At 43.9% G+C, this 22,753-nt stretch carries 22 protein-coding genes and 1 riboswitch; of the genes, 11 read left to right on the plus strand and 11 right to left on the minus strand.

Annotated elements, in window-relative coordinates:
- Window positions 1-38: 38 nt before the first annotated feature.
- Entirely contained in the window at window positions 39-1,067 is a 1,029-nt protein-coding gene (locus tag FZC79_RS21390) for a cytochrome d ubiquinol oxidase subunit II (protein ID WP_148948674.1), read from the minus strand.
- 42 nt (window positions 1,068-1,109) lie between these two features.
- Window positions 1,110-2,462: a cytochrome ubiquinol oxidase subunit I gene (locus FZC79_RS21395; protein ID WP_148948675.1), complete on the minus strand. Its 1,353-nt coding sequence runs from the start codon at window positions 2,460-2,462 to the stop codon at window positions 1,110-1,112.
- 75 nt (window positions 2,463-2,537) lie between these two features.
- On the opposite strand from FZC79_RS21395, the gene FZC79_RS21400 reads away from it, so the two are divergent.
- The gene (locus FZC79_RS21400) at window positions 2,538-2,795 is read left to right on the plus strand and encodes a hypothetical protein (RefSeq protein WP_148948676.1); all 258 of its coding nucleotides are present in this window, start codon (window positions 2,538-2,540) and stop codon (window positions 2,793-2,795) included.
- A 301-nt stretch (window positions 2,796-3,096) separates the two neighbouring features.
- Here FZC79_RS21400 and FZC79_RS21405 read toward each other — a convergent pair whose 3' ends face one another.
- The 3 genes from FZC79_RS21405 to ytzI form a co-directional block, all read right to left on the minus strand.
- Complete coding sequence (locus tag FZC79_RS21405) at window positions 3,097-4,305, minus strand: metal ABC transporter solute-binding protein, Zn/Mn family (protein ID WP_148948677.1); 1,209 nt, start codon at window positions 4,303-4,305, stop codon at window positions 3,097-3,099.
- A 135-nt stretch (window positions 4,306-4,440) separates the two neighbouring features.
- On the minus strand, window positions 4,441-4,677 hold the full coding sequence (gene yidD / locus FZC79_RS21410) for a membrane protein insertion efficiency factor YidD (RefSeq protein ID WP_215727448.1): 237 nt from the start codon (window positions 4,675-4,677) through the stop codon (window positions 4,441-4,443).
- A 203-nt stretch (window positions 4,678-4,880) separates the two neighbouring features.
- Window positions 4,881-5,057: a YtzI protein gene (ytzI, locus tag FZC79_RS21415; RefSeq protein ID WP_148948679.1), complete on the minus strand. Its 177-nt coding sequence runs from the start codon at window positions 5,055-5,057 to the stop codon at window positions 4,881-4,883.
- A gap of 140 nt (window positions 5,058-5,197) precedes the next feature.
- Between ytzI and FZC79_RS21420 the strand changes: the two genes are divergently transcribed.
- Entirely contained in the window at window positions 5,198-5,389 is a 192-nt protein-coding gene (locus FZC79_RS21420) for a polyribonucleotide nucleotidyltransferase (RefSeq protein WP_148948680.1), read from the plus strand.
- A 165-nt stretch (window positions 5,390-5,554) separates the two neighbouring features.
- On the opposite strand, the gene FZC79_RS21430 is transcribed toward FZC79_RS21420, so the two are convergent.
- The gene (locus FZC79_RS21430; protein WP_252183426.1) at window positions 5,555-5,803 is read right to left on the minus strand and encodes a DUF6154 family protein; all 249 of its coding nucleotides are present in this window, start codon (window positions 5,801-5,803) and stop codon (window positions 5,555-5,557) included.
- 148 nt (window positions 5,804-5,951) lie between these two features.
- On the opposite strand from FZC79_RS21430, the gene FZC79_RS21435 reads away from it, so the two are divergent.
- The 3 genes from FZC79_RS21435 to ytkD all read left to right on the plus strand — a co-directional run bounded on the left by FZC79_RS21435 (window position 5,952) and on the right by ytkD (window position 8,149).
- Window positions 5,952-6,362, plus strand: coding sequence for a phage holin family protein (locus FZC79_RS21435; protein WP_252183427.1), 411 nt, complete (start codon window positions 5,952-5,954; stop codon window positions 6,360-6,362).
- A gap of 52 nt (window positions 6,363-6,414) precedes the next feature.
- Window positions 6,415-6,738, plus strand: a complete 324-nt coding sequence (locus tag FZC79_RS21440; RefSeq protein ID WP_148948681.1) for a hydrolase — start codon at window positions 6,415-6,417, stop codon at window positions 6,736-6,738.
- A gap of 934 nt (window positions 6,739-7,672) precedes the next feature.
- The gene (ytkD, locus tag FZC79_RS21445) at window positions 7,673-8,149 is read left to right on the plus strand and encodes an RNA deprotection pyrophosphohydrolase (RefSeq protein WP_148948682.1); all 477 of its coding nucleotides are present in this window, start codon (window positions 7,673-7,675) and stop codon (window positions 8,147-8,149) included.
- A gap of 223 nt (window positions 8,150-8,372) precedes the next feature.
- Here ytkD and FZC79_RS21450 read toward each other — a convergent pair whose 3' ends face one another.
- The 3 genes from FZC79_RS21450 to FZC79_RS21460 form a co-directional block, all read right to left on the minus strand.
- Entirely contained in the window at window positions 8,373-9,176 is an 804-nt protein-coding gene (locus tag FZC79_RS21450) for an ABC transporter permease (protein WP_148948683.1), read from the minus strand.
- Window positions 9,160-9,933: an ABC transporter ATP-binding protein gene (locus FZC79_RS21455; RefSeq protein WP_148948684.1), complete on the minus strand. Its 774-nt coding sequence runs from the start codon at window positions 9,931-9,933 to the stop codon at window positions 9,160-9,162. Before FZC79_RS21455 ends, FZC79_RS21450 begins: the two co-directional genes overlap by 17 nt.
- A gap of 84 nt (window positions 9,934-10,017) precedes the next feature.
- Window positions 10,018-11,022: an ABC transporter substrate-binding protein gene (locus FZC79_RS21460; protein ID WP_148948685.1), complete on the minus strand. Its 1,005-nt coding sequence runs from the start codon at window positions 11,020-11,022 to the stop codon at window positions 10,018-10,020.
- Window positions 11,023-11,505: 483 nt separating this feature from the next.
- Here FZC79_RS21460 and FZC79_RS21465 point away from each other — a divergent pair, with 483 nt between their 5' ends.
- The gene (locus FZC79_RS21465; RefSeq protein WP_148948686.1) at window positions 11,506-12,291 is read left to right on the plus strand and encodes an alpha/beta hydrolase family protein; all 786 of its coding nucleotides are present in this window, start codon (window positions 11,506-11,508) and stop codon (window positions 12,289-12,291) included.
- A gap of 15 nt (window positions 12,292-12,306) precedes the next feature.
- Window positions 12,307-12,549 carry a DUF2584 domain-containing protein gene (locus FZC79_RS21470; RefSeq protein WP_148948687.1) on the plus strand — a complete coding sequence of 81 codons (243 nt, stop codon included), beginning with the start codon at window positions 12,307-12,309 and terminating at the stop codon, window positions 12,547-12,549.
- A gap of 42 nt (window positions 12,550-12,591) precedes the next feature.
- On the opposite strand, the gene pckA is transcribed toward FZC79_RS21470, so the two are convergent.
- Complete coding sequence (gene pckA / locus FZC79_RS21475; RefSeq protein ID WP_148948688.1) at window positions 12,592-14,181, minus strand: phosphoenolpyruvate carboxykinase (ATP); 1,590 nt, start codon at window positions 14,179-14,181, stop codon at window positions 12,592-12,594.
- A 677-nt stretch (window positions 14,182-14,858) separates the two neighbouring features.
- Window positions 14,859-15,009: riboswitch (SAM riboswitch) on the plus strand.
- A 208-nt stretch (window positions 15,010-15,217) separates the two neighbouring features.
- On the opposite strand from pckA, the gene metK reads away from it, so the two are divergent.
- Window positions 15,218-16,417: a methionine adenosyltransferase gene (metK, locus tag FZC79_RS21480; RefSeq protein WP_148948689.1), complete on the plus strand. Its 1,200-nt coding sequence runs from the start codon at window positions 15,218-15,220 to the stop codon at window positions 16,415-16,417.
- A 1,288-nt stretch (window positions 16,418-17,705) separates the two neighbouring features.
- Here the strand turns inward: metK and FZC79_RS21485 are convergent.
- Window positions 17,706-18,224 carry a gamma carbonic anhydrase gene (locus FZC79_RS21485; protein ID WP_148948690.1) on the minus strand — a complete coding sequence of 173 codons (519 nt, stop codon included), beginning with the start codon at window positions 18,222-18,224 and terminating at the stop codon, window positions 17,706-17,708.
- Between the two features lie 408 nt (window positions 18,225-18,632).
- On the opposite strand from FZC79_RS21485, the gene FZC79_RS21490 reads away from it, so the two are divergent.
- The 3 genes from FZC79_RS21490 (at window position 18,633) to FZC79_RS21500 (ending at window position 21,709) form a co-directional block, all read left to right on the plus strand.
- Window positions 18,633-19,442 (plus strand): alpha/beta hydrolase, encoded by an 810-nt coding sequence (locus FZC79_RS21490; protein ID WP_148948691.1) that lies wholly within the window; start codon window positions 18,633-18,635, stop codon window positions 19,440-19,442.
- Between the two features lie 30 nt (window positions 19,443-19,472).
- The gene (locus tag FZC79_RS21495) at window positions 19,473-20,546 is read left to right on the plus strand and encodes a tetraprenyl-beta-curcumene synthase family protein (RefSeq protein WP_148948692.1); all 1,074 of its coding nucleotides are present in this window, start codon (window positions 19,473-19,475) and stop codon (window positions 20,544-20,546) included.
- Between the two features lie 161 nt (window positions 20,547-20,707).
- The gene (locus FZC79_RS21500) at window positions 20,708-21,709 is read left to right on the plus strand and encodes an LLM class flavin-dependent oxidoreductase (RefSeq protein WP_148948693.1); all 1,002 of its coding nucleotides are present in this window, start codon (window positions 20,708-20,710) and stop codon (window positions 21,707-21,709) included.
- Window positions 21,710-22,753: the final 1,044 nt, after the last annotated feature.

Raw genomic sequence — 22,753 nt, forward strand, 5'->3', positions numbered from 1 at the left:
GGTTAGGGGTGATTTTATGAATGGTAACAATATCTTTTCTAGGTTTTCTGCTTCAAATAGCGTTTGTCATTCATGAACAAACTCCAGAAATACACAAAGCCTGGAAACAGAATGGCAAAGCCGACGATATAGGTGATAAAGACGGCTTTGAAAGAATTAGGATCAGTAAAGCCGGATTGGATTGTCACCTCTGGATAGATGATATAAGGCAGATGTGCCTTCCCGTATACGTAGCTCGCAATCAGATATTGAAGAGTAATGGCAATCACAGCAATTCGCGGCATTCCCTTGATCCCTTTTTTATCGGTGGGTAAAAAGAGGGCTGCGCCAGCAACAAGGAAGCCGAGCAGGGAAAGTATAAGAAGAAGCTGGTCTTCCATCATCTTCTCATAGATCCAGGATGCTTCAGTCTGCATGGTGAACATAATCAGTAATGCCGTAACAAGGGACAGTGGCCCGGTTATCATGGCGTCCCTCCGGTAGACCCTATAGGCATCCAGTTCATCCGAAGCTTTGGAATAGTCCGCCAGTAAAAGGGAGGATAAAAACAGCGTGGAGCTGATGGCAAATCCGATGAAGGCATATTCATGCGGACTTGTGAACAATTCTCCCAATTGTAATGTCTGGCCATTTTCAAAATCGACAAACTCTCCATGTGATATGGGCAGAACGCTAATAAGAAGGCCGGGAATCAAAAGGCCCGTTATTCCGGAAATATAGGTCAGGATCTTCCGGTAATCATCGGCAACGTGTGAAAAGACTAGAAATGCGCTTCTAAGGGCCAGCAGCAGTAAAATCATGCTGCCCGGTACCAGCAGGACTGTACCGAGTGAATAGGCAGCTCCAGGAAAAAAACTATAGATTGCAACGACAATCGCTACGATAAAGGTATTGGTTACTTCCCAAGTAGGGGAGAGATATCGGTTCGCGATGTTGGTCGCTTTCGTTTTTTCTTGATTGATATAGACCATGGACCAGAAGCCCGCTCCGAAATCCATGGTCGCCATGACGGCATAGATGAAGACAAACCCCCATAAGACCGTGATGGCCAATAATTCATTCGACATCTTTTCACCTCCATAGGTGTTCCTCAGTGTATGTAATTGAGGTTACGAGAAAAATCCAGTCTCTGTGTGTTCCACTTTATTTAAATCATCTTCAGCAGGATGTCTTCTGAAGTAGTAGAGAAGTACGGATACTACCGCAATTCCCAGCACTACATAAACCGATGTAAAAGCGACAAACAGTGTTGCAAGGTTTCCAGTAGTGGTTACAGAATCCTCGGTACTCAACATTCTGTAGATGGTCCATGGCTGACGGCCTGTACAGGCAAATATCCAGCCGAATTCAATGGCCAGGATAGATAACGGACCACCGGCAACAAACAACCACATCATCCACTTCGGGAACCGGTCTTTTTTCATCAGCTTGTTCCAAACGAAGGCCATCAATCCAAGCAGAATCAAAAGGCTGCCGATTCCAACCATTGCGTTAAAAAGCGTATGGACGAAAAGAGGAGGCCAGTATTCTTCCGGAAAATCATTTAGTCCGATTACTTCGGTTTTAAAACTGTCTCCTGCCAGGAAGCTAAGAGCCCAAGGGATTTCAATCCCCCACTTTACTTCCTGTGTTTCTCTGTCCGTGAACCCTCCGATGGCCAGCGGGGCATATCGCTGAGTCTCGAACAGTCCTTCAGCAGCGGCAAGCTTTTCCGGCTGGTACTCATGAAGCATTTGGGCGGATTCATGGCCATTGATGGCCGTAAAAAAGGCAAATATCCCTCCAATGATCAATCCAAGCATCAATGCTTTTCGGTGGAATTTATAAACCCGGCTGCCAAAGTCCGCTTTCATCATTTTATAGGCAGCAACAGAGGCAATGACAAAACCGCCCGTTACATAAGCAGACAGCGCGACATGCCCTGCCGTAACAAAGAAGCTGGGGTTAAAAAAGGCTTTCCAAGGATCAACATCGACAATCTCGCCATTGACCATCCTGAACCCTGCCGGAGTACCCTCAAAGGCATGGACATTAGTAATAAGGACAGCTGATGCTAAACCACCAAGTACAACGAACGTCAGACTCAGGATCCTCATCCATGGAGCAATACGATTAGCAGCATAAACATAAATGGACATGAACAGAGCCTCAACAAAAAAGGCATAGATTTCAATTTGAAACGGCAGCGCCATGACTCTCCCTACGACCTCCATAAAACCAGGCCATAGAAGTGAAAGCTGAACACCGGCAATCGTACCTGAAGGAATCCCCACTCCGAGAAGGACAGCAAAAGCTTTTGTCCATCTTTTTCCCATAATTTCATACTCGCGGTCCTTCGTTTTCTGATAAAGCAGTTCTGCAATCAAAATCATCATCGGGATAGCGACACCAAGAGTAGCAAAAATGATGTGAAACCCCATAGTTGTCCCGAACATCGACCGTGCAATGACTAAATCATCCATAATGATACTCCTTTAAGTAAGTGATTGACGGTTATATTCTTCTCTAAAAGATAAAAATTATGCAGAGTTATCCATTTGAGGGAAATAGAATTTGCCAGTGAAACAGGAGTGTGGGAAAGAAGGGATTATGTAATCAGGCTGCAGAGTGCAGGGTGGCAGTGGATGTCCAAAGACGCTGAATATTTTATCGGCGGAAATTTCTGCTTTATCAGCGGAAACGCCCTGTTTATCGTCGGAAATGGAGGATTTATCAGCGCATTTCCCAGTTTATCGGCGCAAAGCCAGCTTTTATCGGCAGTAGCGGCTATGCTTGTAGAAAATCAGGCTGTGTAGGAAGTAGGGGCTGCAGAAAGAAGCTGCCGTCTATTTCATCGGCGGAAATTTCTGCTATATCAGCGGAAACGCCCTGTCTATCGTCGGAAACGGAGGATTTATCGGCGCATTTCCCAGTTTATCGGCGGAAAGCCAGCTTTTATCGGCAGAAGCAGCTATGCTTGTTTGAGAAACAGAATTTCCGTTAAACCAAGCGGCTCAGCGGAAGAAGGGATTCACTGTATAAAGGCAATGTCTTCAAACACCCAACAGTGGATTACATAATAAAAAAGTGCTGACCATTTAAGTCAGCACTTCTATTTCACTCACTGCCAAGGGCTTGCTGCAGTGTTTCTATATTTTCATTCATTAAATCAAAATAGTCTTTCTCTTCGTCAATATCTTCCTGTGTGCGGACACCGAGATTGTGTAAGAAAAGTTCTTCAGCACCAATTTCCTTTTGTACCACTTCAGTCAAACGGGACGATCCGTTTTGTTCAAAGATGATGTATTCAATGTTGTTTTCCCGGGCAGAATCAATAATTTTCTTTAACTCCTGCTGAGACGGTTCGTCCGTTGAAGAAATTCCGGAAATGGCTACCTGTTCGATGCCGTAACGTTGTTCCCAATATCCATAGGCTGCGTGGGCAACGAAAATTTGGCTATGCTCAGCATGTGCAGCAGTTTCTTCAAAGGTTTCGTTTAGTTCATCCAATTGAGAGACTAACTTTTCGTAATTGTTCTTAAATGTTTCTTCTTGTTCAGGCATTTTTTCGGTAAGTGCTTCATAAATACTGTGTGCTAATTCTTTGGAATATACAGGGTCCAGCCAAACATGAGGATCGATATCATGATCATGGCTGTGCCCATGGCCGTCATCTTCTGAATGTTCTTCTTCGTCTTCATGTGCATGCTCGTCAGAATGTCCTTCTTCGTCTTCATGCGCATGCTCGTCAGAATGTCCTTCTTCGTCTTCATGTGCATGCTCATCAGAATGTTCTTCTTCGTCTTCATGCGCATGCTCGTCAGAATGTCCTTCTTCCTCTTCATGAGCGTGTTCGTCGGAATGTTCTTCTTCGTCTTCATGTGCATGCTCGTCGGAATGTTCTTCTTCCTCTTCATGTGCATGCTCGTCGGAATGTCCTTCTTCGTCTTCTCCTTCAAGGCTACCTTCCAGTTCAGCTCCTGCAGCGACCATTGTTACATTTTCGTTCTCTAAAACTCCCTCTGCTTTATCCACAAAGCCTTCCAGACCCAATCCAATGTAGAAGAACAGGTCTGCATCGGATAAGTCCATCATATCTTTTTGGGAAGGTTCAAATGTGTGCTCATCGGCGCCAGGTGGGTAGATGGATTGTGTTTCAACATATTCGCCTCCGATTTTCTCAGTGAAATCACTTAACGGATAGACGGTTGTATAAACTTTTAAAGTATCTGAATCAGTGCTGTTACCTCCGTCAGTCTCTGTTCCTCCGCAAGCTGCCAGCAGCAGCAGAAAAGAAATGCTGACTAATAATTTAAGACGTTTCATGTTTTTCCCCCTCAATCAGTATAAATAGTATGGGCAAATTCAGAATTATTTTTATTGAATAAAAAGTAATGATTACGATTTGTATTCCCTAAATGATTCTACTATCCCTTGAGGATAAATGCAAGAGAAAAACCATCAAGATTTTTTTCTTGATGGCCACTCTTCAGGGACGTGGTCGATCCCTCCTGGATGGAAGGGATGACACTTCACTATTCTTTTTATGGTCAGCCAGCCTCCGCGCAAGGCTCCAAATCGTTTAATGGAGTCCATGCCATAATGGGAACAGGTTGGGTAAAATCGGCAAGTAGGAGGCTTTAAAGGTGAAATAACCATTTGGTAAAAACGAATCAGCCCAAGAAAAATTTTCTTCATGATCGGCCTCCTGAACGCTAATATATCAAAAATATAACACGGTGGAAGTTTAATTGAAAATAAATAACTCAGTTGATTGCTGTCTTATAAGCCTTTCCACCTTGGTGGTGATAATACAATGGCGGAAGGAGTTCCCTCTCAGGTGTAATACAGAAAGGAATGACAATCTGAATAAGAAGAGAGCTAAAGTGTAATCAGCTCTCTTATGGTTGTTTATTTTCACTTTTATGTGGATCATCATCGTTATCAAGGTGGGGATTGTTCTCAAGCGGATCCACTGTGTGCTTATAGTCATACGCCTTGCTGGTGGTCAGAACGCTCACCAAAATGATTATGACAATAAGGATGATGGAGATAACGAGTACACCTGTATAACCCATAACTGATTCCTCCCTTTTCACTTATTTTACCATGAAGGTGAAAACGAGTTAACACTATTCCTATTATCCCGGCCATCTGTTAGTTTTATATTGAGACTTCTATGACCTGCATACATTTTATAAAGAGATGGGGGATTTTGATGAACTTATCTGCAATGATGAGCAGGCAGACAGCTGAACTTCAGCATACTTTGAATTTAGGCCTTCTGCAAAGTCAAATGGCGTCTCAGATGGCTGGTGCAACAGCCATGATGGAAAATATGACTGAGACAGCCCACATGAAAGAAGCTCCTCATCCTTTTAAAGGCGGCTCTGTCGATTTGAAAGGATAAGGAAAACCCCGCAAGATTCTTGCGGGGTTTCTTGCTGCTCATGAAATTATAAGGTCACCTTCTGTGGGTTAAATACCCAAAGAGAATAAAAGGAAAGCCCGCCTTTTTTTCTCTTTGGAACATTTGCCTGCCGGGGCTGATCAAGGCGCTTACGCTTTTGTTCCTTTAATGGATATTCCTTCTGTAATTATGGACATTTTCATGATCTCCGGATGTCAGCTTTTCTTTCAAGGTTTCCAGTATGTATAAGCGGATAAAATATTGTAGTTCCTCGTTGTCCATTTCTTCAATAATACTTAAAAGTTCTTTTCTTGATGATTCTTCAAGTATTGTCAAAGCGATCATATCCAAATCTTCATCAGTTCCTCTGATCTTTCCTCTGTATATTTCGTACAGCTCCTCCACCAGTTTCATGTCTTCCACCTCCTGACTCATTTTTTTCATATTTATAACCGTAAGGATTCTTTCTTCATATGATATAGAGAGGGACAACCACTTAATAAATATTTACCCTTTTTTCAACAGGTTAATCACAATTTGTTTTCAGAGGGGAGGGAATGGAATGAACAAACTGATTATTCCATTTGCGTCAATCATCACCTCGACAGTGTCCAATATGACGAGCAGCGGATGGAGCCAGCTGCTGATGGTACTGATCATTGCCATGATTCTTGATTATATAACCGGATTGATTGCGGCTGGAATAAACGGCGAACTTTCGAGCAGCACAGGGATGAAAGGAATTGGAAAAAAAGTTCTTGTCTTCAGCTTGGTAGCTGCGGCCCACCTTATTGATACTATACTTGGAAATCAGCATATTATTCGGGATTCCACCATAATTTTTTATATTTGCAATGAAATCCTATCCATCATTGAAAATGCAGGCCGGGCTGGACTGCCGATACCTCCATTATTGAGAGGGGCCGTTAAATCTTTGCGGAATAAAATCACCCGGAAAAATAAATCTGAATAAATTTTCGCTGTTTGAGGGAAAAGATTAATAACATTGTGAAGGGGTGGGGTTCATGGCAGAAGAAAAACATGACTACTATATTGAAATAGCAACAGGAGAAATATCCAGAAGTTCTACCGATTCTCCATGGAACTTTAAAATAGCAGCCACTGATGAGGAAATCACCAGATTAAGGGAAGTGTTTGACCAGCAGCATTCAACAGACTGGCGAAACTTCTTCCGAGCCCATACACCCTATCTTCAATATCATTTTGATAAAGATAATGATGCCTATGACGACAACCTGCTGCATGTCTACCAGATGATTTATACACTCGGAGATGAGGAAGCCAAGCAGCATATCAAAAGTATGGGTATCTTGACGGATCTTACTTAACAGCACTCTATAGAGTGCTGTTTTTTGTTTCTTTTTTAGCTTAAGGCGGGAGGAAAAAGGTAACCAAGGGAGCGTCTGCTTTCCAGAATTTAACAGAAATTAAGGAAAAGTGCAGTTTGACAAGGATAATGAAAGTATGAGAGAAAGTAAAGTGTTTTCTTCCGGGATTAACAAGCTTTTATACCTGCTTAAGGCCATGGTGTTGGTTACCTTATATGAAGGATTTGAAGAAGAATAGTATAATGGGGGTATTCAATTTTTATTTTATACTTCAATAAATGCTGTGACGGAAACTGATAAGTATGAGGTTATCCGTGAAGCTGGTGGATACATGAGTGAAGGCTTTTGAAAAGAGATGTGTATCCAGGCAGGGGATGTGGATACATGAGTGGACGCTTTTGAAGAGAGAGGTGTATCCAGGCAGGGGATGCGGGTACATGAGTGGACGCTTTTGAAGAGAGAGGTGTATCCAGGCAGGGGATGTGGATACATGAGTGGACGCGTTTGAAGAGAGATGTGTATCCAGGCAGGGGATGTGGATACATGAGTGGACGCGTTTGAAGAGAGATATGTATCCAGGCAGGGGATGTGGATACATGAGTGGACGCGTTTGAAGAGAGATATGTATCCAGGCAGGGATGTGGATACATGAGTGGACGCGTTTGAAGAGAGATATGTATCCAGGCAGGGGATGTGGATACATGAGTGGACGCGTTTGAAGAGAGATGTGTATCCAGGCAGGGATGTGGATACATGAGTGGACGCTTTTGAAGAGAGATGTGTATCCAGGCAGCGTATGTGGGTACATGAGTGGATGCTTTTGAAGAGAGATATGTATCCAGGATGCTGGTGTAGTACCAAAATTGTAGGTCTACCCAGCCTAACAGAACACCTAAGTTAAAATTATCAGACTACATAGAAATGGTGAAATCAAATGGAAAAATTTTTAGACTACAATGGATACCAGGTTGAACTGTCATTAGGTGCCGCTGATTTCCCTATCATACCTAAACATGTATTGGTGATTGCCATTTATAAAGGTGGGTGGCTCTTGACCCGACATAAAATAAGGGGGCTTGAATTTCCTGGAGGGAAAGTAGAAGAGGGAGAAACACTTGAGGAAGCCGCCACACGAGAACTGTATGAAGAGACTGGCGGAAAGGCCTCGCAGCTCATTCGGGTTGGAACTTATAAGGTAAACCAGCAGAAGCCTTTTGCAAAAGCGATCTTTTTTGCTCAAGTGGATTTCCTGCAGGATAAAGGAGACTACCTGGAAACAGAGGGACCGCAGATTTGGAGCGGAGATTTGAATTCTTTAAAAGAGGATGAACAATTCAGTTTCGTGATGAAGGATGAGGTTGTCACTAAGTCACTGCAATATTTGTATGAGCAGGGATTTATACAAAAATAAGGTATGCATGCTTCTTCTAGTTCCAGCGCCTGAGGATCCGTACCCACCGGAACAGACTTAGCCCCTCGGGGTCAAATAACCCGAAGAGAATAAAAGGAAAACCACCTTTTTTTCTCTCCGGAACATTTGCCTGTCGGGGCTGGTCAAGGCGCTTGCACATTTGTAGCCGTCTAGTTCCAGCGCCTAGCCCCTCGGGGCTGGTCAAGGCGCTTGCACTTTTGTGTTAAAACTTTATTAATTTTTTCTCAAGTACTTCCACAACTTTGTACATAATCGTGGCAAACACTGCGATGATCAGCAATGAGAGTAATACGAGCGAGAAGTTGAATACTTGGAAACCGTATATGATCATATAGCCGAGTCCTTTGGCTGAAACCAGGAATTCACCGACAATCACGCCTACCCAGGACAAGCCCACGTTGACCTTTAGAGTGGAGATGATCGTTGGAAATGATGCAGGCAGAATTGCTTCTTTAAATGTCTGTGCCCGGGTTGCACCGAATGTTTGCATGACTTTCAAGTAGTTCGGGTCAACTTCCCTGAAAGAGGTGTAGACCACGATAGTCGTGATGATGATGGAGATGATGGCGCCCATGGCGATAATGGAAGTTAAACCCGGTCCCAGGGCAACAATCAGTATCGGACCTAATGCTACTTTCGGCATGGCATTCAGGATGACAAGATAGGGGTCGAGTACTTTGGACAAAAATGGCGACCACCATAAGACCGCAGCCAGCAAAGTGCCCAGCAGTGTACCAAGAATAAATCCTGCAACGGTTTCTCCCAATGTAATAGTGATATGCGTGATAAGTGAACCGTCTCCGATCTTTTCAATAAACAGATTTCCTATTTTATAAGGAGAACTGAATATCAGGGGATCAATCCATTTTAAGCGGCTTGCAGTTTCCCAAATAGAAAAGAAGGAAATGAAAATCAGCAGCTGATACAACCGGACCATTTTTCGTTCTTTTTTCAAGCTCTGCAAAAAATGTTCGTGCTGTTTTTCAATGTTACTTTGCGGACTCAAGAGTCTCCAACTCCTTCCATATACCTTGAAAGCAGACTGAATAGGCTTCATGGTTTCTAGCGTGGAAAGGCACCAGTTCCCTGAGCTCTTTCGGTACATGGACTACTTTGTGTACTCTGCCAGGTTTGGCGGATAGAAGGACAATCCTGTCACTCATGGCAATGGCTTCGCCGATATCATGGGTGACAAGCAGTGCTGTTTTGTTGAATGACTTTAACGTTTGAAATACGAGATCCTCAAGCTTCAGTTTGGTTTGATAATCGAGGGCGGAAAAAGGTTCATCGAGCAGAAGCAGCTTTGGCTCCAGTGCTAGAGTACGGACAAGTGCAGCGCGCTGTCTCATTCCACCTGACAACTGGTTAGGAGATTGCTTCGCGACTCCTTCAAGGCCGATTTCATCCAGCAGGTTCAAGGCCCAAGCCTTCTTTTCGGCGGTCAGCCGATTCATTGTTTTTAACCCAAGCAGGATGTTTTCCTCGATATTCTTCCACGGAAACAAATAGTCCTGCTGAAGCATATAGCCGATTTTATGTTTGTTCTTTTCTATTGACTCTCCTTCAATCGTGACTCTTCCGGAACTGGGTTGGAAAAGACCTGCAATGATGGAGAGCAATGTGGTTTTTCCGCATCCGCTTGGACCGAGAAAAGAGACAAATTCCCCTTCCGTCACAGTCAATGAGATGTCTTCCAGAGCCGTTGTGGCAGAGTCTGGTGTGAAATAGGTATGATGAATGCTGTCTATTTCGAGAAGCTCCATTCGGTATTCCTCCTTACTTGGTGTATAAGCGAAAGAGAGGTTAGCCCGGGAAATGGACTAACCAAGACATTCGCTCACATTACATTATTCATTCATTATCTCTTCAGCTATAGTGGTATTAACTAATTTTTCATGAGGAATCCGTCCAGGGAGTTCGCCCGCTTCGTCCATGATATCCTGCAGATTGTTCCATTCTTCTTCATCTAGAATAGGATCAGGGGCAAAGGAACCCTGGCTTCTGTATCGATCGACAACTGTTTCGATAATGTCGAGTTCAGTGTCCTCGAAATAGGATTGGATCAGCTCGGCCGTTTCAGAGGGCTCATGCTCTTCCACCCATTTCTGGGCTTTGTAAATCGCTCTTGTAAACTTCTCGACGGTTTCATTATTTTCTTTCATGAAGCTTTCTTTTGCCATGAATGTGGTATAAGGTACATGACCGGATTGTTCACCAAAAGAAGCGACGATATATCCTTTTCCTTCTTTTTCAAAAATGGATGCGGTCGGTTCGAACAATTGTACGTAGTCTCCCGTACCGGATGCGAAAGCGTTTGGAATATTCGCGAAATCTATATTCTGGATCAGATCAAGGTCTTCCTGCGGGTTGATTCCCTGTTTTTTCAGCACAAATTCTCCAACCATCTGCGGCATCCCGCCTTTACGCTGGCCGAGGAAAGTTGAACCCTTTAATTGATCCCATTCAAAGTTTTCAACGTTTTCCCTTGCAACGAGAAAGGTTCCGTCCGTTTGTGTCAGTTGAGCAAAGTTGATGACAGGGTCACTGGAGCCCTGTGAATCGACATAAATACTGGTTTCTGAACCTACAAGAGCAACATCGGCTCCATCGGCAAGCAGGGTTGTCATGGTTTTGTCTCCGCCCCATGTTGTAGTCAGTTCAATATCCAGTCCTTCTTCTTCAAAGAAGCCTTTTTCAATGGCAACATATTGAGGAGCATAGAAAATGGAACGCGTCACTTCGGCAATTCTCACTTTCTCTAATTTCTCTTCTTCATTGGAACAGCCCCAAACACCGATTGAGAGAATGAGGATCATAAAGAATGAAAAACTAATCTTCAGCAGCCTTTTCAATTTGGTTCCTCTCCTTTTATGCTGCCACGGCCCGCGGTCCTATTGGCTGCAAAGAGTCGATATACCGGGGATGACAAACATATATTGTTTGCTACCTATCGTATGTAAAAATAAAAAATGTGTGATAGCCTAGACCGCAAAGTGGCGAACGGAATTTTTTACTGAAGGGGATAAGAGGTATCAAATCGACAAAACAAAAAAGTAATCATGCAGGGGACTTAAATCTATTATCAAGGCTCTTTTCTAAAAGATTGTTGCTTTTGAGCGCTTTATTTTCCTCCTCCCTATTTTCACTAGAAGGATCTTCGCTGCAGGCGTGCGACCTCCTGCGGGACTAGCGGGACAGATGAGAACCCGCAGGCGAAGCCGAGGAGGCCGGGCGCCCGCCCCGCGGAGTCGTGCGCCTGGAGTGGAAATCCATTACTTTTAAAATAGCCACAATCTATGCGAAAACAGCCATTATCAAAATGAAAGGGTGAGAAGATGAAAAACGGGACTATATTAGAAAAAGAAATTTATCCTTCACCAAATCCCTCGGTAGAGCTTTATTCGGTTACATATTATGCAGAAGGTCTCCGTGTGAAAGGCATGATGGCCCAGCCTAAAGATGACCAGCCCTACCCTGGATTTTTATATTTAAGAGGCGGCATCAAAAATGTCGGGCAGGTACGTCCGGCGCGCATTGCTCAATTTGCTTCAGAAGGATTCATTGTTTTCGCTCCTTTTTACCGTGGAAACCAGGGTGGGGAAGGGAATGAGGACTTTGCGGGGGACGACCGGAATGATGCGTATGCTGCGTTTGACTTGTTGTCTGACCATCCAAGGGTGCTTGGAAAGAAGGTCCATGTGTTCGGCTTTTCCAGGGGAGGTGTCATGGGACTGCTGACTGCGATAGATAAAAAAGATACTGCATCGGTCGTTACGTGGGGCGGAGTTTCCGATATGGTGCTGACATATGGGGAACGGAAAGACCTTCGCAGGATGATGAAGAGAGTCATCGGCGGTACGCCAAAGAAGTATCCTATACGATACAAGTGGAGGACACCATTATACAGGTTGGATGAAATAGAGGCTCCGGTCCTTATCGTTCATGGTGCAAAGGATCACAATGTGTCCATTGAACATGCCCACAGACTTGAAAACCGTTTGAAAGAACTGGACAAACCGGTCGATACCTATTATTTTGAAAACTATACACATTATTTTCCTCCGTCCATCAACAGGGAAATCGTCAAACTGGTTTGTGACTGGATGAAAAAATACAGCTAAAGGAAGTGTTGTTCAGTGGGAATGGGTCTTGAATTAAATACAATGGTTGTTACAAAAGGCAGAGAAAAGAGATTAGAGGAAAATACATTTCAGCTGGTGAAGGAAGGCTATCGTTTATATCCTATGGAAATTCCAGTAGAGGTCAAGAGAACAAAAGACGGTGAAACCAATGGAATCGGGGAAATCAAGCGGCTTCAATGGGAAAATGGAGAAACGGTGATCACTTATCAGCTGATTTCACTTAACAGCACGAATTAAATAGAAGAGGCGGGCCCGTTTTAGGAGCCCGCCTTTAGTATTTTATCCTTTATTAGGTCCGCCCTTGGATTGAATCTCTTCAGGGACGTTCGAGAATTTAGTAAAGTTGTTTTTGAATTTGCCTGCAAGTTCTTTTGCTTTTTCGATATAAGCCTCTTCGTCAGACCAAGTCTTGCGCGGCTGCAGCACTTCATCAGGAACACCTGGTACATGCACTGGGATTCTAAGGCCGAAAATATCATCCGTGGCTGTTTCCACGTTCGCCAGTTCCCCTTCTAGAGCCGCTTGCACCATAGCACGTGTATAAGAAAGCTTCATTCTGCTGCCGACACCATACTCGCCGCCAGTCCATCCTGTGTTCACTAGATATACCTGTGCATTGTGCTCATCAATCTTCTTTCCAAGCATTTCTGCATACACTGTAGCAGGAAGCGGCAGGAATGGAGAACCGAAGCATGTAGAGAATGTCGCCTGAGGAGAAGTGATTCCTCTTTCCGTACCTGCCAGCTTGGATGTATATCCGCTCAAGAAATGATACATAGCCTGCTCTTTGGTCAGCTTGCTGATCGGAGGCAGTACTCCGAATGCATCTGCTGTAAGAAAAATGATCGTATTAGGATGTCCCGCAACACTCGGGTCAACGATATTATCGATGGCCTGAAGCGGATAAGCAGCACGTGTATTTTCCGTAAGTGTACTGTCTTCATAATCCGGGATGCGTGAGTTTTCATCCATCATTACATTTTCGAGTACAGATCCAAAGCGGATGGCATCGAAGATTTGCGGTTCTTTTTCACGTGTAAGATCGATGGTTTTGGCATAGCAGCCGCCTTCAATATTGAAGACTCCATTTGGAGACCAGCCATGCTCGTCATCACCGATCAAACGGCGGTTTGGATCAGCAGAAAGAGTTGTTTTTCCTGTTCCGGAAAGGCCGAAGAACAGTGCGACATCGCCTTCCTGGCCAACGTTGGCAGAGCAGTGCATGGAAAGGATATCATTTTCAGGAAGCATGAAGTTCATCACGGAGAAAATGGACTTCTTCATTTCGCCTGCATACTCAGTTCCTCCGATTAACACTGTTCTCTTTTCAAAAGAAACGATGATGAATGTCTCGGAGTTTGTTCCATCAACAGCCGGATCCGCTTTAAAAGTAGGAGCAGAGATTACGGTGAATTCTGCATTGTGATCCTTCAATTCCTCTTGGCTGGGACGGATGAAAAGCTGGTGGGCAAACAGGTTATGCCAGGCATATTCGTTGATGACCCTGATCGGCATACGGTGCTTAGGGTCTGCTCCTGCAAAACCTTTGAATTCAAAAATTTCTTCTTTTTCTTGTAAGTAATCAATGACTTTATTATATAGTTTGTCAAAGCTTTCTGTGGAAATCGGCTGATTCACAGAGCCCCATTCAATCTTATCTTTCGTCGAAGGTTCTTCAACAGTGAATTTATCCTGTGGAGAACGGCCAGTATATTTGCCTGTCTCTGCACGGACAGCACCTGAATTAGTCAGAATTCCTTCATTTCGATTCAAAACCTTCTCAACTAATTGAGGTACAGATAATTGTACTTTTATGTTCTTCCCATTAAGTAATTCATTTAGTTTATTAGACAGGCTAACTGAAGTCATAGTAACTAACCTTCCTTTGTACATTATTTAGTGCTCTCCTTTTAAAAAACAATCCTATCCCCTCAGTGCGGCTGTCTTATTTTGGACAGGAGCAGCAGTGAAAAGCTTTTAAAAGGAGAGCGATATTGAAATACCCCTTTGTTTCTCAAGAAATAGTATAACACAATAAAACAATTAGTCTATACTATTTAGATATTTTTTAAACCTGTTAACAAATTGTCACAATTATCCTTTATAAATAAATGAGAGCGCTGCCATTTTACACCCTATTTATGATTTAGTCTTAAAGAGGGGGAGGTAAACATTTATTTTTAACTTAATAAGTGTCAGTCCTCTTTTGGTGACACGGAACAGAACAGACAGAGTGCTATCCGTAACAAAATGAACGTGCCCTTCTAAGCTGGATCGACACCGATTAAAAAAGCAGGAATAATCTATAATAAGTTATGATATTGCAAATTCTTGAAAAATGTTACCGTTTTCATGGCGAATCTTATTATATAGGAAGTTTTGTGTGAATTGAAGCATAGATTTACAAATTTCCAGAAACTTTTTTAGGCTTGCCGCATTAGCAACTAATCCTTTAGGAATAAGGGATTAACCAGAAAATTTGGTCTTGAATAAAAATGGTTGACACGTTTTGACAAAGTAAGTTAATATTGACCATTGAACGGATACTCTTATTCCGAGCTGGTGGAGGGACAGCCCCAATGAAACCCAGCAACCTGCTTGTGAAGAATAGTACAGGAAGACTTAAACGATCCTGTACAGGTTACTTCCAGGCAAAGGTGCTAATCTGATGCAAGGATATTCCTTGATCAATAAGAGTGAAAGGCGCGGCTTAAATCACAACCTTTCCTCTATTTTTAGACGGGAAGGTTTTTTTATTGGAAACTTTCAGCCCCGGCGCTGAGTTCTTTTGATAAAATCTCCATGTTTACTTCATACTACTAAGGGAATGAGTACCGTGATTAAGTATTGAGAACAGGCCGGTTTTCTGTTCTGCCAATTATTTTTTTCTAAGGGAGGAACACCGATGTCAACTAAACGTCGTCTGTTTACATCTGAGTCCGTAACGGAAGGACACCCAGATAAAATTTGTGATCAAATTTCCGATTCTATCCTAGATGCAATCCTTGCAAATGACCCGAATGCACGCGTAGCCTGCGAAACGTCTGTGACTACTGGTCTAGTATTGGTTGCTGGAGAAATTACAACGAATACTTATGTAGATATTCCAAAGATTGTGCGGGAAACAATCAGAGGAATTGGATATACCCGCGCGAAATACGGTTTCGATGCTGAAACATGTGCAGTATTGACTTCTATCGATGAGCAGTCTGCCGACATTGCAATGGGTGTCGACCAGGCGCTTGAAGCCCGTGAAGGACAAATGAGCGATGAAGAAATCGATGCAATCGGTGCTGGAGACCAAGGTCTAATGTTCGGATTTGCTTGTAATGAGACGAAAGAGCTTATGCCTCTTCCAATCTCTTTGGCTCATAAAATTTCCCGCCGCCTGACTGAAGTGCGCAAGGATGATGTGCTTCCATACCTTCGCCCAGACGGTAAAACTCAGGTGACAGTTGAGTATGATGAAAATGACAAACCTGTCCGCATCGACACAATTGTTATCTCAACTCAGCATCATCCAGAAGTTTCATTGGAGCGTATCCAGCGAAATCTTAAAGAGTATGTCATCGATCCAGTTGTTCCTAAAGAGCTTATCGATGATGAGACAAAATACTTCATCAATCCTACTGGCCGTTTCGTTATCGGCGGACCTCAAGGGGATGCAGGCCTTACTGGCCGTAAAATCATCGTTGATACGTATGGCGGATATGCTCGCCACGGCGGCGGTGCATTCTCTGGTAAGGATGCGACAAAGGTTGACCGCTCTGCTGCCTATGCTGCCCGTTATGTAGCGAAAAACATCGTTGCTGCCGGACTTGCTGAAAAATGTGAGGTTCAGCTTGCGTACGCAATTGGTGTAGCCCGCCCTGTATCTATTTCTATCGATACATTTGGCACAGGCACAGTATCTGAAGAGGCGTTGATTGATGTTGTCAGCAAAAACTTCGACCTTCGTCCTGCAGGTATCATCAAGATGCTTGATCTGCGCCGTCCAATTTACAAGCAGACAGCTGCTTACGGCCACTTTGGCAGAAACGACCTTGATCTTCCATGGGAGCGTACTGACAAAGCTGAGATTCTTAAACAGCAGGTTCAAGCTTAATTTTATATTGGTTACATTTAAAGGCCCGGAGTATTTTCTTCGGGCTTTTTTGTTTATGGGGAGAGGAGTTTTGTGTGAAGCGGTGTTAAGGAGAGTTTTAGAGACCTAAAGAGCGTGCGGTTTTTAAGGTGAAGTGGTGTCGAGGAGGGTTTTAGAGACCCAAAGCGTGCAGATATTATGGTGAAGTGGTGTCAAGGAGAGTTTTAGAGATCCAAAGCGTGCAGATGTTAAGGTGAAGTGGTGTCAAGGAGAGTTCTAGAGACCCAGAGCGGGCGGTTTTTAAGGCGAAGTGGTGTCAAGGAGRGTTTTAGAGACCTAAAGCGTGCGGATGTTAAGGTGAAGTGGTGTCAAGGAGRGTTTTAGAGACCCAAAGCGTGCAGATATTAAGGTGAAGTGGTGTCAAGGAGGGTTCTAGAGACCCAGAGCGGGCTGAGATTTAGGTGAAGTGGTGTCAAAGAGGACTCTAGAGACCCAAAGCGTGCGGATGTTAAGGTGAAGTGGTGTCAAGGAGGGTTTTAGAGACCCAAAGCGTGCGGTTTTTAAGGTGAAGTGGTGTCAAAGAGGRCTCTAGAGACCCAAAGCRTGCGGATATTAAGGTGAAGTGGTGTCAAGGAGAGTTTTAGAGACCCAAAGCGTGCGGTTTTTAAGGTGAAGTGGTGTCAAGGAGGGTTCTAGAGACCCAGAGCGTGCGGTTTTTAAGGTGAAGTGGTGTAAAGGAGGGTTTTAGAGACCCAAAGAGCGGAAATTTCAACGGAAAAGGTCACCAAGAAGGGTTCTAGCTGCCCAAAACGCTAGGATTTCAGTGGAAAAGGTCACCAAGAAGGGTTCTAGCTGCCCAAAACGCTGGGATATCAGTAAAAAAGGACACCAAGAAGTGTTCTAGCTGCCCAAAACGCTAGGATTTCAGTGGAAAAGGTCAGCAAGAAGGGTTCTAGCTACCCAAAACACTGAGATTTCAATGGAAAAGGTCGCCAAGAAGGGTTTTAGCTGCCCAAAACACTGGGATTTCAGTGGGAAAGGTCACCAAGAAAGACTCTAGCCGCCCAAAGAATCAGGTTTTTAACCAAGCAGGTCACCAAGAAAGACTCTAGCTGCCCAAGGAACATTAATTTCAGCAGAAAAGGTTATCAAGCAGGGCTTTAGTAACTAAAGCTCCATGCCTTTTCTTTAAACTCGAAGAAACCCCCAAAAAAAACCTTCCAATCCCACTGGAAGGCACACCATTCAAAGAATCCCTCCCAAGAAAGAATAACTGGAAGGGATAATGGGTAAAAAACAGTAGAATCTATTACTTGAGAGGCTTTAGTGATTTATAGTATTGGCCTTTTTCGGCATACTCCCTCGAGATCCTTTGCATCTCACTGATATCATGATCGTTTAACTCCCGGATCACTTTTGCCGGGCGCCCGAATGCCAGGCTGTTAGGAGGGATGACTTTTCCTTGCGGGACGAGGCTTCCGGCTCCGATGAAGGCACCCTCGCCGATTTCAGCATTATCCAGGATGGTGGAGCCCATGCCGATCAGCGCTTTTCTTCTGATTTTACAGCTGTGTAGAATGACACTGTGCCCGATGGTAACTTCGTCTTCCAGGATAAGCGGGTTATTGGGGCTTTGGTGAAGAACTGAGTTATCCTGGATATTGACCTTGCTGCCGATGATGGTAGGAGCCACGTCTCCTCGGATGGAACTGTTGAACCAGACGGAAGATTCTTCCCCGATGACGACGTCTCCCGTAATCGTTACATAATCAGCAATATAGGTGCTATCAGCTATTTTGGGTTTTTTACCTTTATATTCATAAATCATTTTGCTTCTCCTTTCAAAAGGCAGTTATAATAAGTCTTAATAAATGGCTGTTTCTAAATAATGCAGCCGATGCATAATGGATCCAGCTCCAGCCCCATAACTCTGAAGAATTGACATTGAAAGGTCATAAGTCTTCTACTTCAATCTCCATACGAAATAAGGGATGAAGGTAAAATAAGCGATTCAAAAGCAAGTATCTTTAAAAAGGCTCTTTTCACAATGATTGTTACTGTATAGGAAATGGATTTCCACTACAGCCGTGCGGCTTTCGCTCCAATCCTTCAATATAAAAGGAGAGAGTGAGAGTAATCAGCAATAAAGCAACAATCTTATAGAAAAGAGCTTAGAAAAAAACTAACAAATTGAGTTTAACATAAATTATCAAATGTTGACCAAGGAGGAATAGCCATGTGGAAATGGGAAACTGAACAAGAAGCGAAGGCGGTCATTGTCATTATTCATGGAGCTATGGAGCATCATGGCCGTTATGGGTGGCTCATTGAAATGTGGCGGACATCAGGCTATCACGTCATAATGGGAGACCTGCCGGGTCAGGGGATGACTTCAAGAGCTCAAAGAGGACATATCGACTCTTTTGATGAATATATCATCGAGGTGAAGGACTGGGTCCAGGCGGCCTATCAATTTGATTTGCCGGTGTTTGTAATCGGTCATAGCATGGGAGGTCTTGTTGCTGCGAGGATGATGCAGGAATCTCATATTAATATCGCCGGCCTGATTTTGTCTTCTCCATGTCTGGGATTGGTCGATACCCCTCCGAAGCCGATTGACCTTCTTTCTCATATTTTAAATAAGGTAGCGCCGCATGTGAAATTCTCATCCGGATTGTCGGTGGACCTTGCTACCCGGAATGCGGATGTCAGGGAAATCGACAGTAACGATTCTTTGTATGTAACAAAGGTTTCTGTGCGGTGGTACAGGGAATTGGACAAGGCGGTCAAGCAGGCATTTATCAACGTTGGGAAAATGCCCGATATTCCTTTGTTGGTCATGCAGGGCGGAGATGATAAGATTGTAGATAAGTCTTCTGTAAAAAAATGGTTCAATGAGCTTTCGCTTTCAGAAATGCACTATAAGGAATGGCCTAAGTTCTATCACGAAATTTTTAACGAACCGGAGCGCGATGAAGTGTTTGAATACGCCAAAACATTCGTGGAAACCAGGTTGAAGACAATCGGATATGTAGTGAAGGATTGAATGCATGAAGAATCGTGAGAGGTGAAGAGAATGTCCATACCCACTCATCCCATTTCATTGATGAGTCAAGTTTATCGAAAGGTTTTTCCTGCGGTCCACAGGGAGCTGGCCTTTTGGACAGAAAAAGCGGAAGCGATTCCCAATCAGGAGCTGAGAATGCAGGCGCTTGCCAGTATCCGGCATAAGACCTTTCATTGTGAAGGGGGCTCGATTTTGGCTCTTCTGGCGTTAATGGAAAAAGAAAGAGCAATCAAATTTATTGTCAGTTATCAGACCATCAGTGATTATCTTGATAACCTGTGCGATCGCAGCACATCCCTGGATCCTGAGGATTTTTCGGCCCTTCACGAATCCATGAAAGATGCTTTGACGGTCGATGCACCATTGAGGCACTATTACCGCTGCAGAGAGGACCAGGATGATGGAGGCTACCTGGCAGACCTTGTCCAAACGTGCCAATCTGTTTTAAAAGAGGTGCCGGGCTACTCTTCCATCAGGCCGTACCTGCATGAGCTCTGTGATTACTATTGTGATTTGCAAATACATAAGCATGTGAAGCAAGAAGAAAGAACAGACAGGCTGAAGAGCTGGTTTCAGCAGCATAAAGACACCCTGCCGGAAATGGATTGGTATGAATTCTCGGCATGCTCAGGATCCACCCTGGGAATATTCTGTTTGGTATCCTATGCTCTCAGAGAAGATTTTGAAAGCGTACAGGCAGATTCTATCCGCAATGGATACTTCCCTTATATTCAAGGGCTGCACATCCTCCTTGACTACTTTATCGACCAAGAGGAAGATATCGAAGGCGGAGACTTGAACTTTTGTTTCTATTACGAGAATGAAGAAGTGTTGAAACATCGTTTGCTTCACTTTTTAAAAAAAGCAGACGAAAATACAAGCCGGCTCCCCCATGCTGACTTTCACCGTTTAATTAATAAAGGCTTAATCGGTGTTTACCTGTCGGATGAAAAAGCTTGGAAGCAGCAAAAGGTCTACTCTTTTTCAAAAGAGTTCCTCAATGCTTCAGGCTGGGTGACAAAGTTTTTTTATTACAACGGAAAACTATATAGAAGATTTCAGGGATGGAAGAAAAGTTCCTGATCGAAAAAGATGGCCCGGGAAAGGGTCATCTTTTTCCATTCTCTTGTTGCGGTAATTCGAAGTCTCATACTTCCTCCCTCCATTAAGCATGTTAGTGGACATTTCTTTTATCAAAAAAGATAATAATATGCACTAGGAACGAACGAAGGAGTTGGTAAAAAGTGTCTTTGAAGTTAAGTGTGTTGGATCAGTCTCCGGTAGCTGAAGGGATGAGCCCTGAAATAGCTCTTGAAAATACCGTAAAGCTTGCACAGCATGTTGAAAAACTAGGATTCACCCGCTTCTGGGTGTCCGAACATCATGATACAACAAGCCTGGCCGGTTCTTCGCCAGAGGTGCTGATCGCTCACCTGGCAGCTAAAACCGGGAAAATACGGGTTGGATCTGGCGGTGTGATGCTTCCTCACTACAGTGCATACAAAGTGGCGGAAAATTTCCGGGTGCTGGAAGGATTGAATCCCGGCCGGATTGATTTAGGTATCGGAAGAGCTCCGGGCGGAATGCCGCGAGCATCGCTGGCTTTAAATAACGGAAGCTATCGCGATGTCGACCAGTATCCTGAACAAATTGACGATCTGCTCGGTTATCTGACGGACGAACGTCCCGTAAACAACCCATATGATGGCCTTCAGGCGTCACCCATCATCAGCACGGTGCCGGACGTATGGATGCTTGGATCAAGTCCTTCTAGTGCCATGCTGGCGGCAGAGAAAGGCCTGCCTTACACATTCGCACAGTTTATAAATGGCGAAGAAGGACCGCGGTACACAGACCAGTATCGAAAGCACTTCAAGCCATCAAAATTCCTGGCACAGCCTCAGAACATGGCAGCCGTTTTTGTCATTTGCGCAGAAACGGATGAAGAGGCGGAACGGGTGGCATCAAGCATCGACTTATCTATCCTGATGGTCGAACAAGGCATGCGTTCGAATGGGACGCCAAGCCCAGAACAAGCAGCATCCTATCAATACAGTTCTTTTGAAAAAGCGAGGATCAGGGAAAACCGAAAACGCATGGTCGTTGGCAGCCCGGAAAAAGTCAAAAAGCAGCTGCTTGAATTAAGTGAACAATATCAAACAGATGAAATTATGTTAGTCACCATCACCTATGACTTTGAAGATAAGCTGAAGTCGTTTGATCTGGTGGCGGAGGCATTGTTGTGAACTGTGCAAGCTTCAAGATAGACAGGGGCGTTGCTGGGTACATCAAAACAGGGAAGTCGGTGAGATGATGTCCCCAAGTGTTCTCGATGGGAACATCAAATAGAGAAGTTTTGAAGAAGATGTGCCCAAGAGGCTTATATGGGTACATCAAAACCGTGAAGTCATGAAGATGATGTCCCCAAGAGCCCTCGATGGGTACATCAAATCAGTAAATTTATGAAGATGATGTCCCCAAGAGCCCTCCATGGGTACATCAAAACAGAGAAGTTGTGAAGATGATGTCCCCAAGAGCCCTCAATGGGTACATCAAAACAGAGAAGTTGTGAAGATGATGTCCCCAAGAGCCCTTCATGGGTACATTAAAACAGAGAAGCCGTGAAGATGTTGTCCCCAAGAGCCCTCCATGGATACATCAAAACAGAGAAGTCGGGAAGGTGATGTCCCCCAGAGCCCTCCATGTATAAATCAAAACAGCAAAACATGGAAAAAATGTCCCCAAGTGGTATACAGAGTGCCTTAAAGACAGCAGCCCACCAAGAGACGATGCCCATAAAGTCCGCTTGTAGATCAATCACAAGAGAAGGATCGGAACACTCAAATATAAAAAGAGGCTGGGACATAAGTTGGGATAGTAGAAAAATATAACCGCATGAGTTCAAGGTTTTATACTTGATTTCATGCGGTTCTTTCATTTTACTAGGCTCTATTTGAAAGATGTTGCTTTTAAGGTTTTTTATCGATTTTTCCTGAACGTAGACGGATTGGAGCGGAAGGTGTGCGACCTCCTGCGGGACTAGCGGGACAGGTGAGACCCACTGGCTTTGCGTAGGTTCCAAAATAAGTAAATAGAGCGGGAGAAGTTATAGACAAACACAAAAAAAGCTCCTATTGTAGATGTATTGACTGTTTGTTCCCAAAAACAAACTATCTACAAAAGGAGCACAAAACCTCTATTATGTTAGCTCAAAAAACAGTCATTAGTCAATGTTTATCTTTATTACCAACAAAGCATTTAGCTTGTCCTCTTATGAACTACGATATGAA

Source organism: Rossellomorea vietnamensis (assembly GCF_008180615.1).
Lineage (GTDB): Bacteria > Bacillota > Bacilli > Bacillales > Bacillaceae_B > Rossellomorea > Rossellomorea vietnamensis_D.

Bases quoted from the DNA above. Each gene is read 5' to 3' on its own strand.
- FZC79_RS21390 (WP_148948674.1), bottom strand. From the start codon at position 1,067: ATGTCGAATGAATTATTGGCCATCACGGTCTTATGGGGGTTTGTCTTC.
- FZC79_RS21395 (WP_148948675.1), bottom strand. From the start codon at position 2,462: ATGGATGATTTAGTCATTGCACGGTCGATGTTCGGGACAACTATGGGG.
- FZC79_RS21405 (WP_148948677.1), bottom strand. From the start codon at position 4,305: ATGAAACGTCTTAAATTATTAGTCAGCATTTCTTTTCTGCTGCTGCTG.
- yidD (WP_215727448.1), bottom strand. From the start codon at position 4,677: ATGAAGAAAATTTTTCTTGGGCTGATTCGTTTTTACCAAATGGTTATT.
- ytzI (WP_148948679.1), bottom strand. From the start codon at position 5,057: ATGGGTTATACAGGTGTACTCGTTATCTCCATCATCCTTATTGTCATA.
- FZC79_RS21420 (WP_148948680.1), top strand. From the start codon at position 5,198: ATGAACTTATCTGCAATGATGAGCAGGCAGACAGCTGAACTTCAGCAT.
- FZC79_RS21430 (WP_252183426.1), bottom strand. From the start codon at position 5,803: ATGAAACTGGTGGAGGAGCTGTACGAAATATACAGAGGAAAGATCAGA.
- FZC79_RS21435 (WP_252183427.1), top strand. From the start codon at position 5,952: ATGAACAAACTGATTATTCCATTTGCGTCAATCATCACCTCGACAGTG.
- FZC79_RS21440 (WP_148948681.1), top strand. From the start codon at position 6,415: ATGGCAGAAGAAAAACATGACTACTATATTGAAATAGCAACAGGAGAA.
- ytkD (WP_148948682.1), top strand. From the start codon at position 7,673: ATGGAAAAATTTTTAGACTACAATGGATACCAGGTTGAACTGTCATTA.
- FZC79_RS21455 (WP_148948684.1), bottom strand. From the start codon at position 9,933: ATGGAGCTTCTCGAAATAGACAGCATTCATCATACCTATTTCACACCA.
- FZC79_RS21465 (WP_148948686.1), top strand. From the start codon at position 11,506: ATGAAAAACGGGACTATATTAGAAAAAGAAATTTATCCTTCACCAAAT.
- pckA (WP_148948688.1), bottom strand. From the start codon at position 14,181: ATGACTTCAGTTAGCCTGTCTAATAAACTAAATGAATTACTTAATGGG.
- metK (WP_148948689.1), top strand. From the start codon at position 15,218: ATGTCAACTAAACGTCGTCTGTTTACATCTGAGTCCGTAACGGAAGGA.
- FZC79_RS21485 (WP_148948690.1), bottom strand. From the start codon at position 18,224: ATGATTTATGAATATAAAGGTAAAAAACCCAAAATAGCTGATAGCACC.
- FZC79_RS21490 (WP_148948691.1), top strand. From the start codon at position 18,633: ATGTGGAAATGGGAAACTGAACAAGAAGCGAAGGCGGTCATTGTCATT.
- FZC79_RS21495 (WP_148948692.1), top strand. From the start codon at position 19,473: ATGTCCATACCCACTCATCCCATTTCATTGATGAGTCAAGTTTATCGA.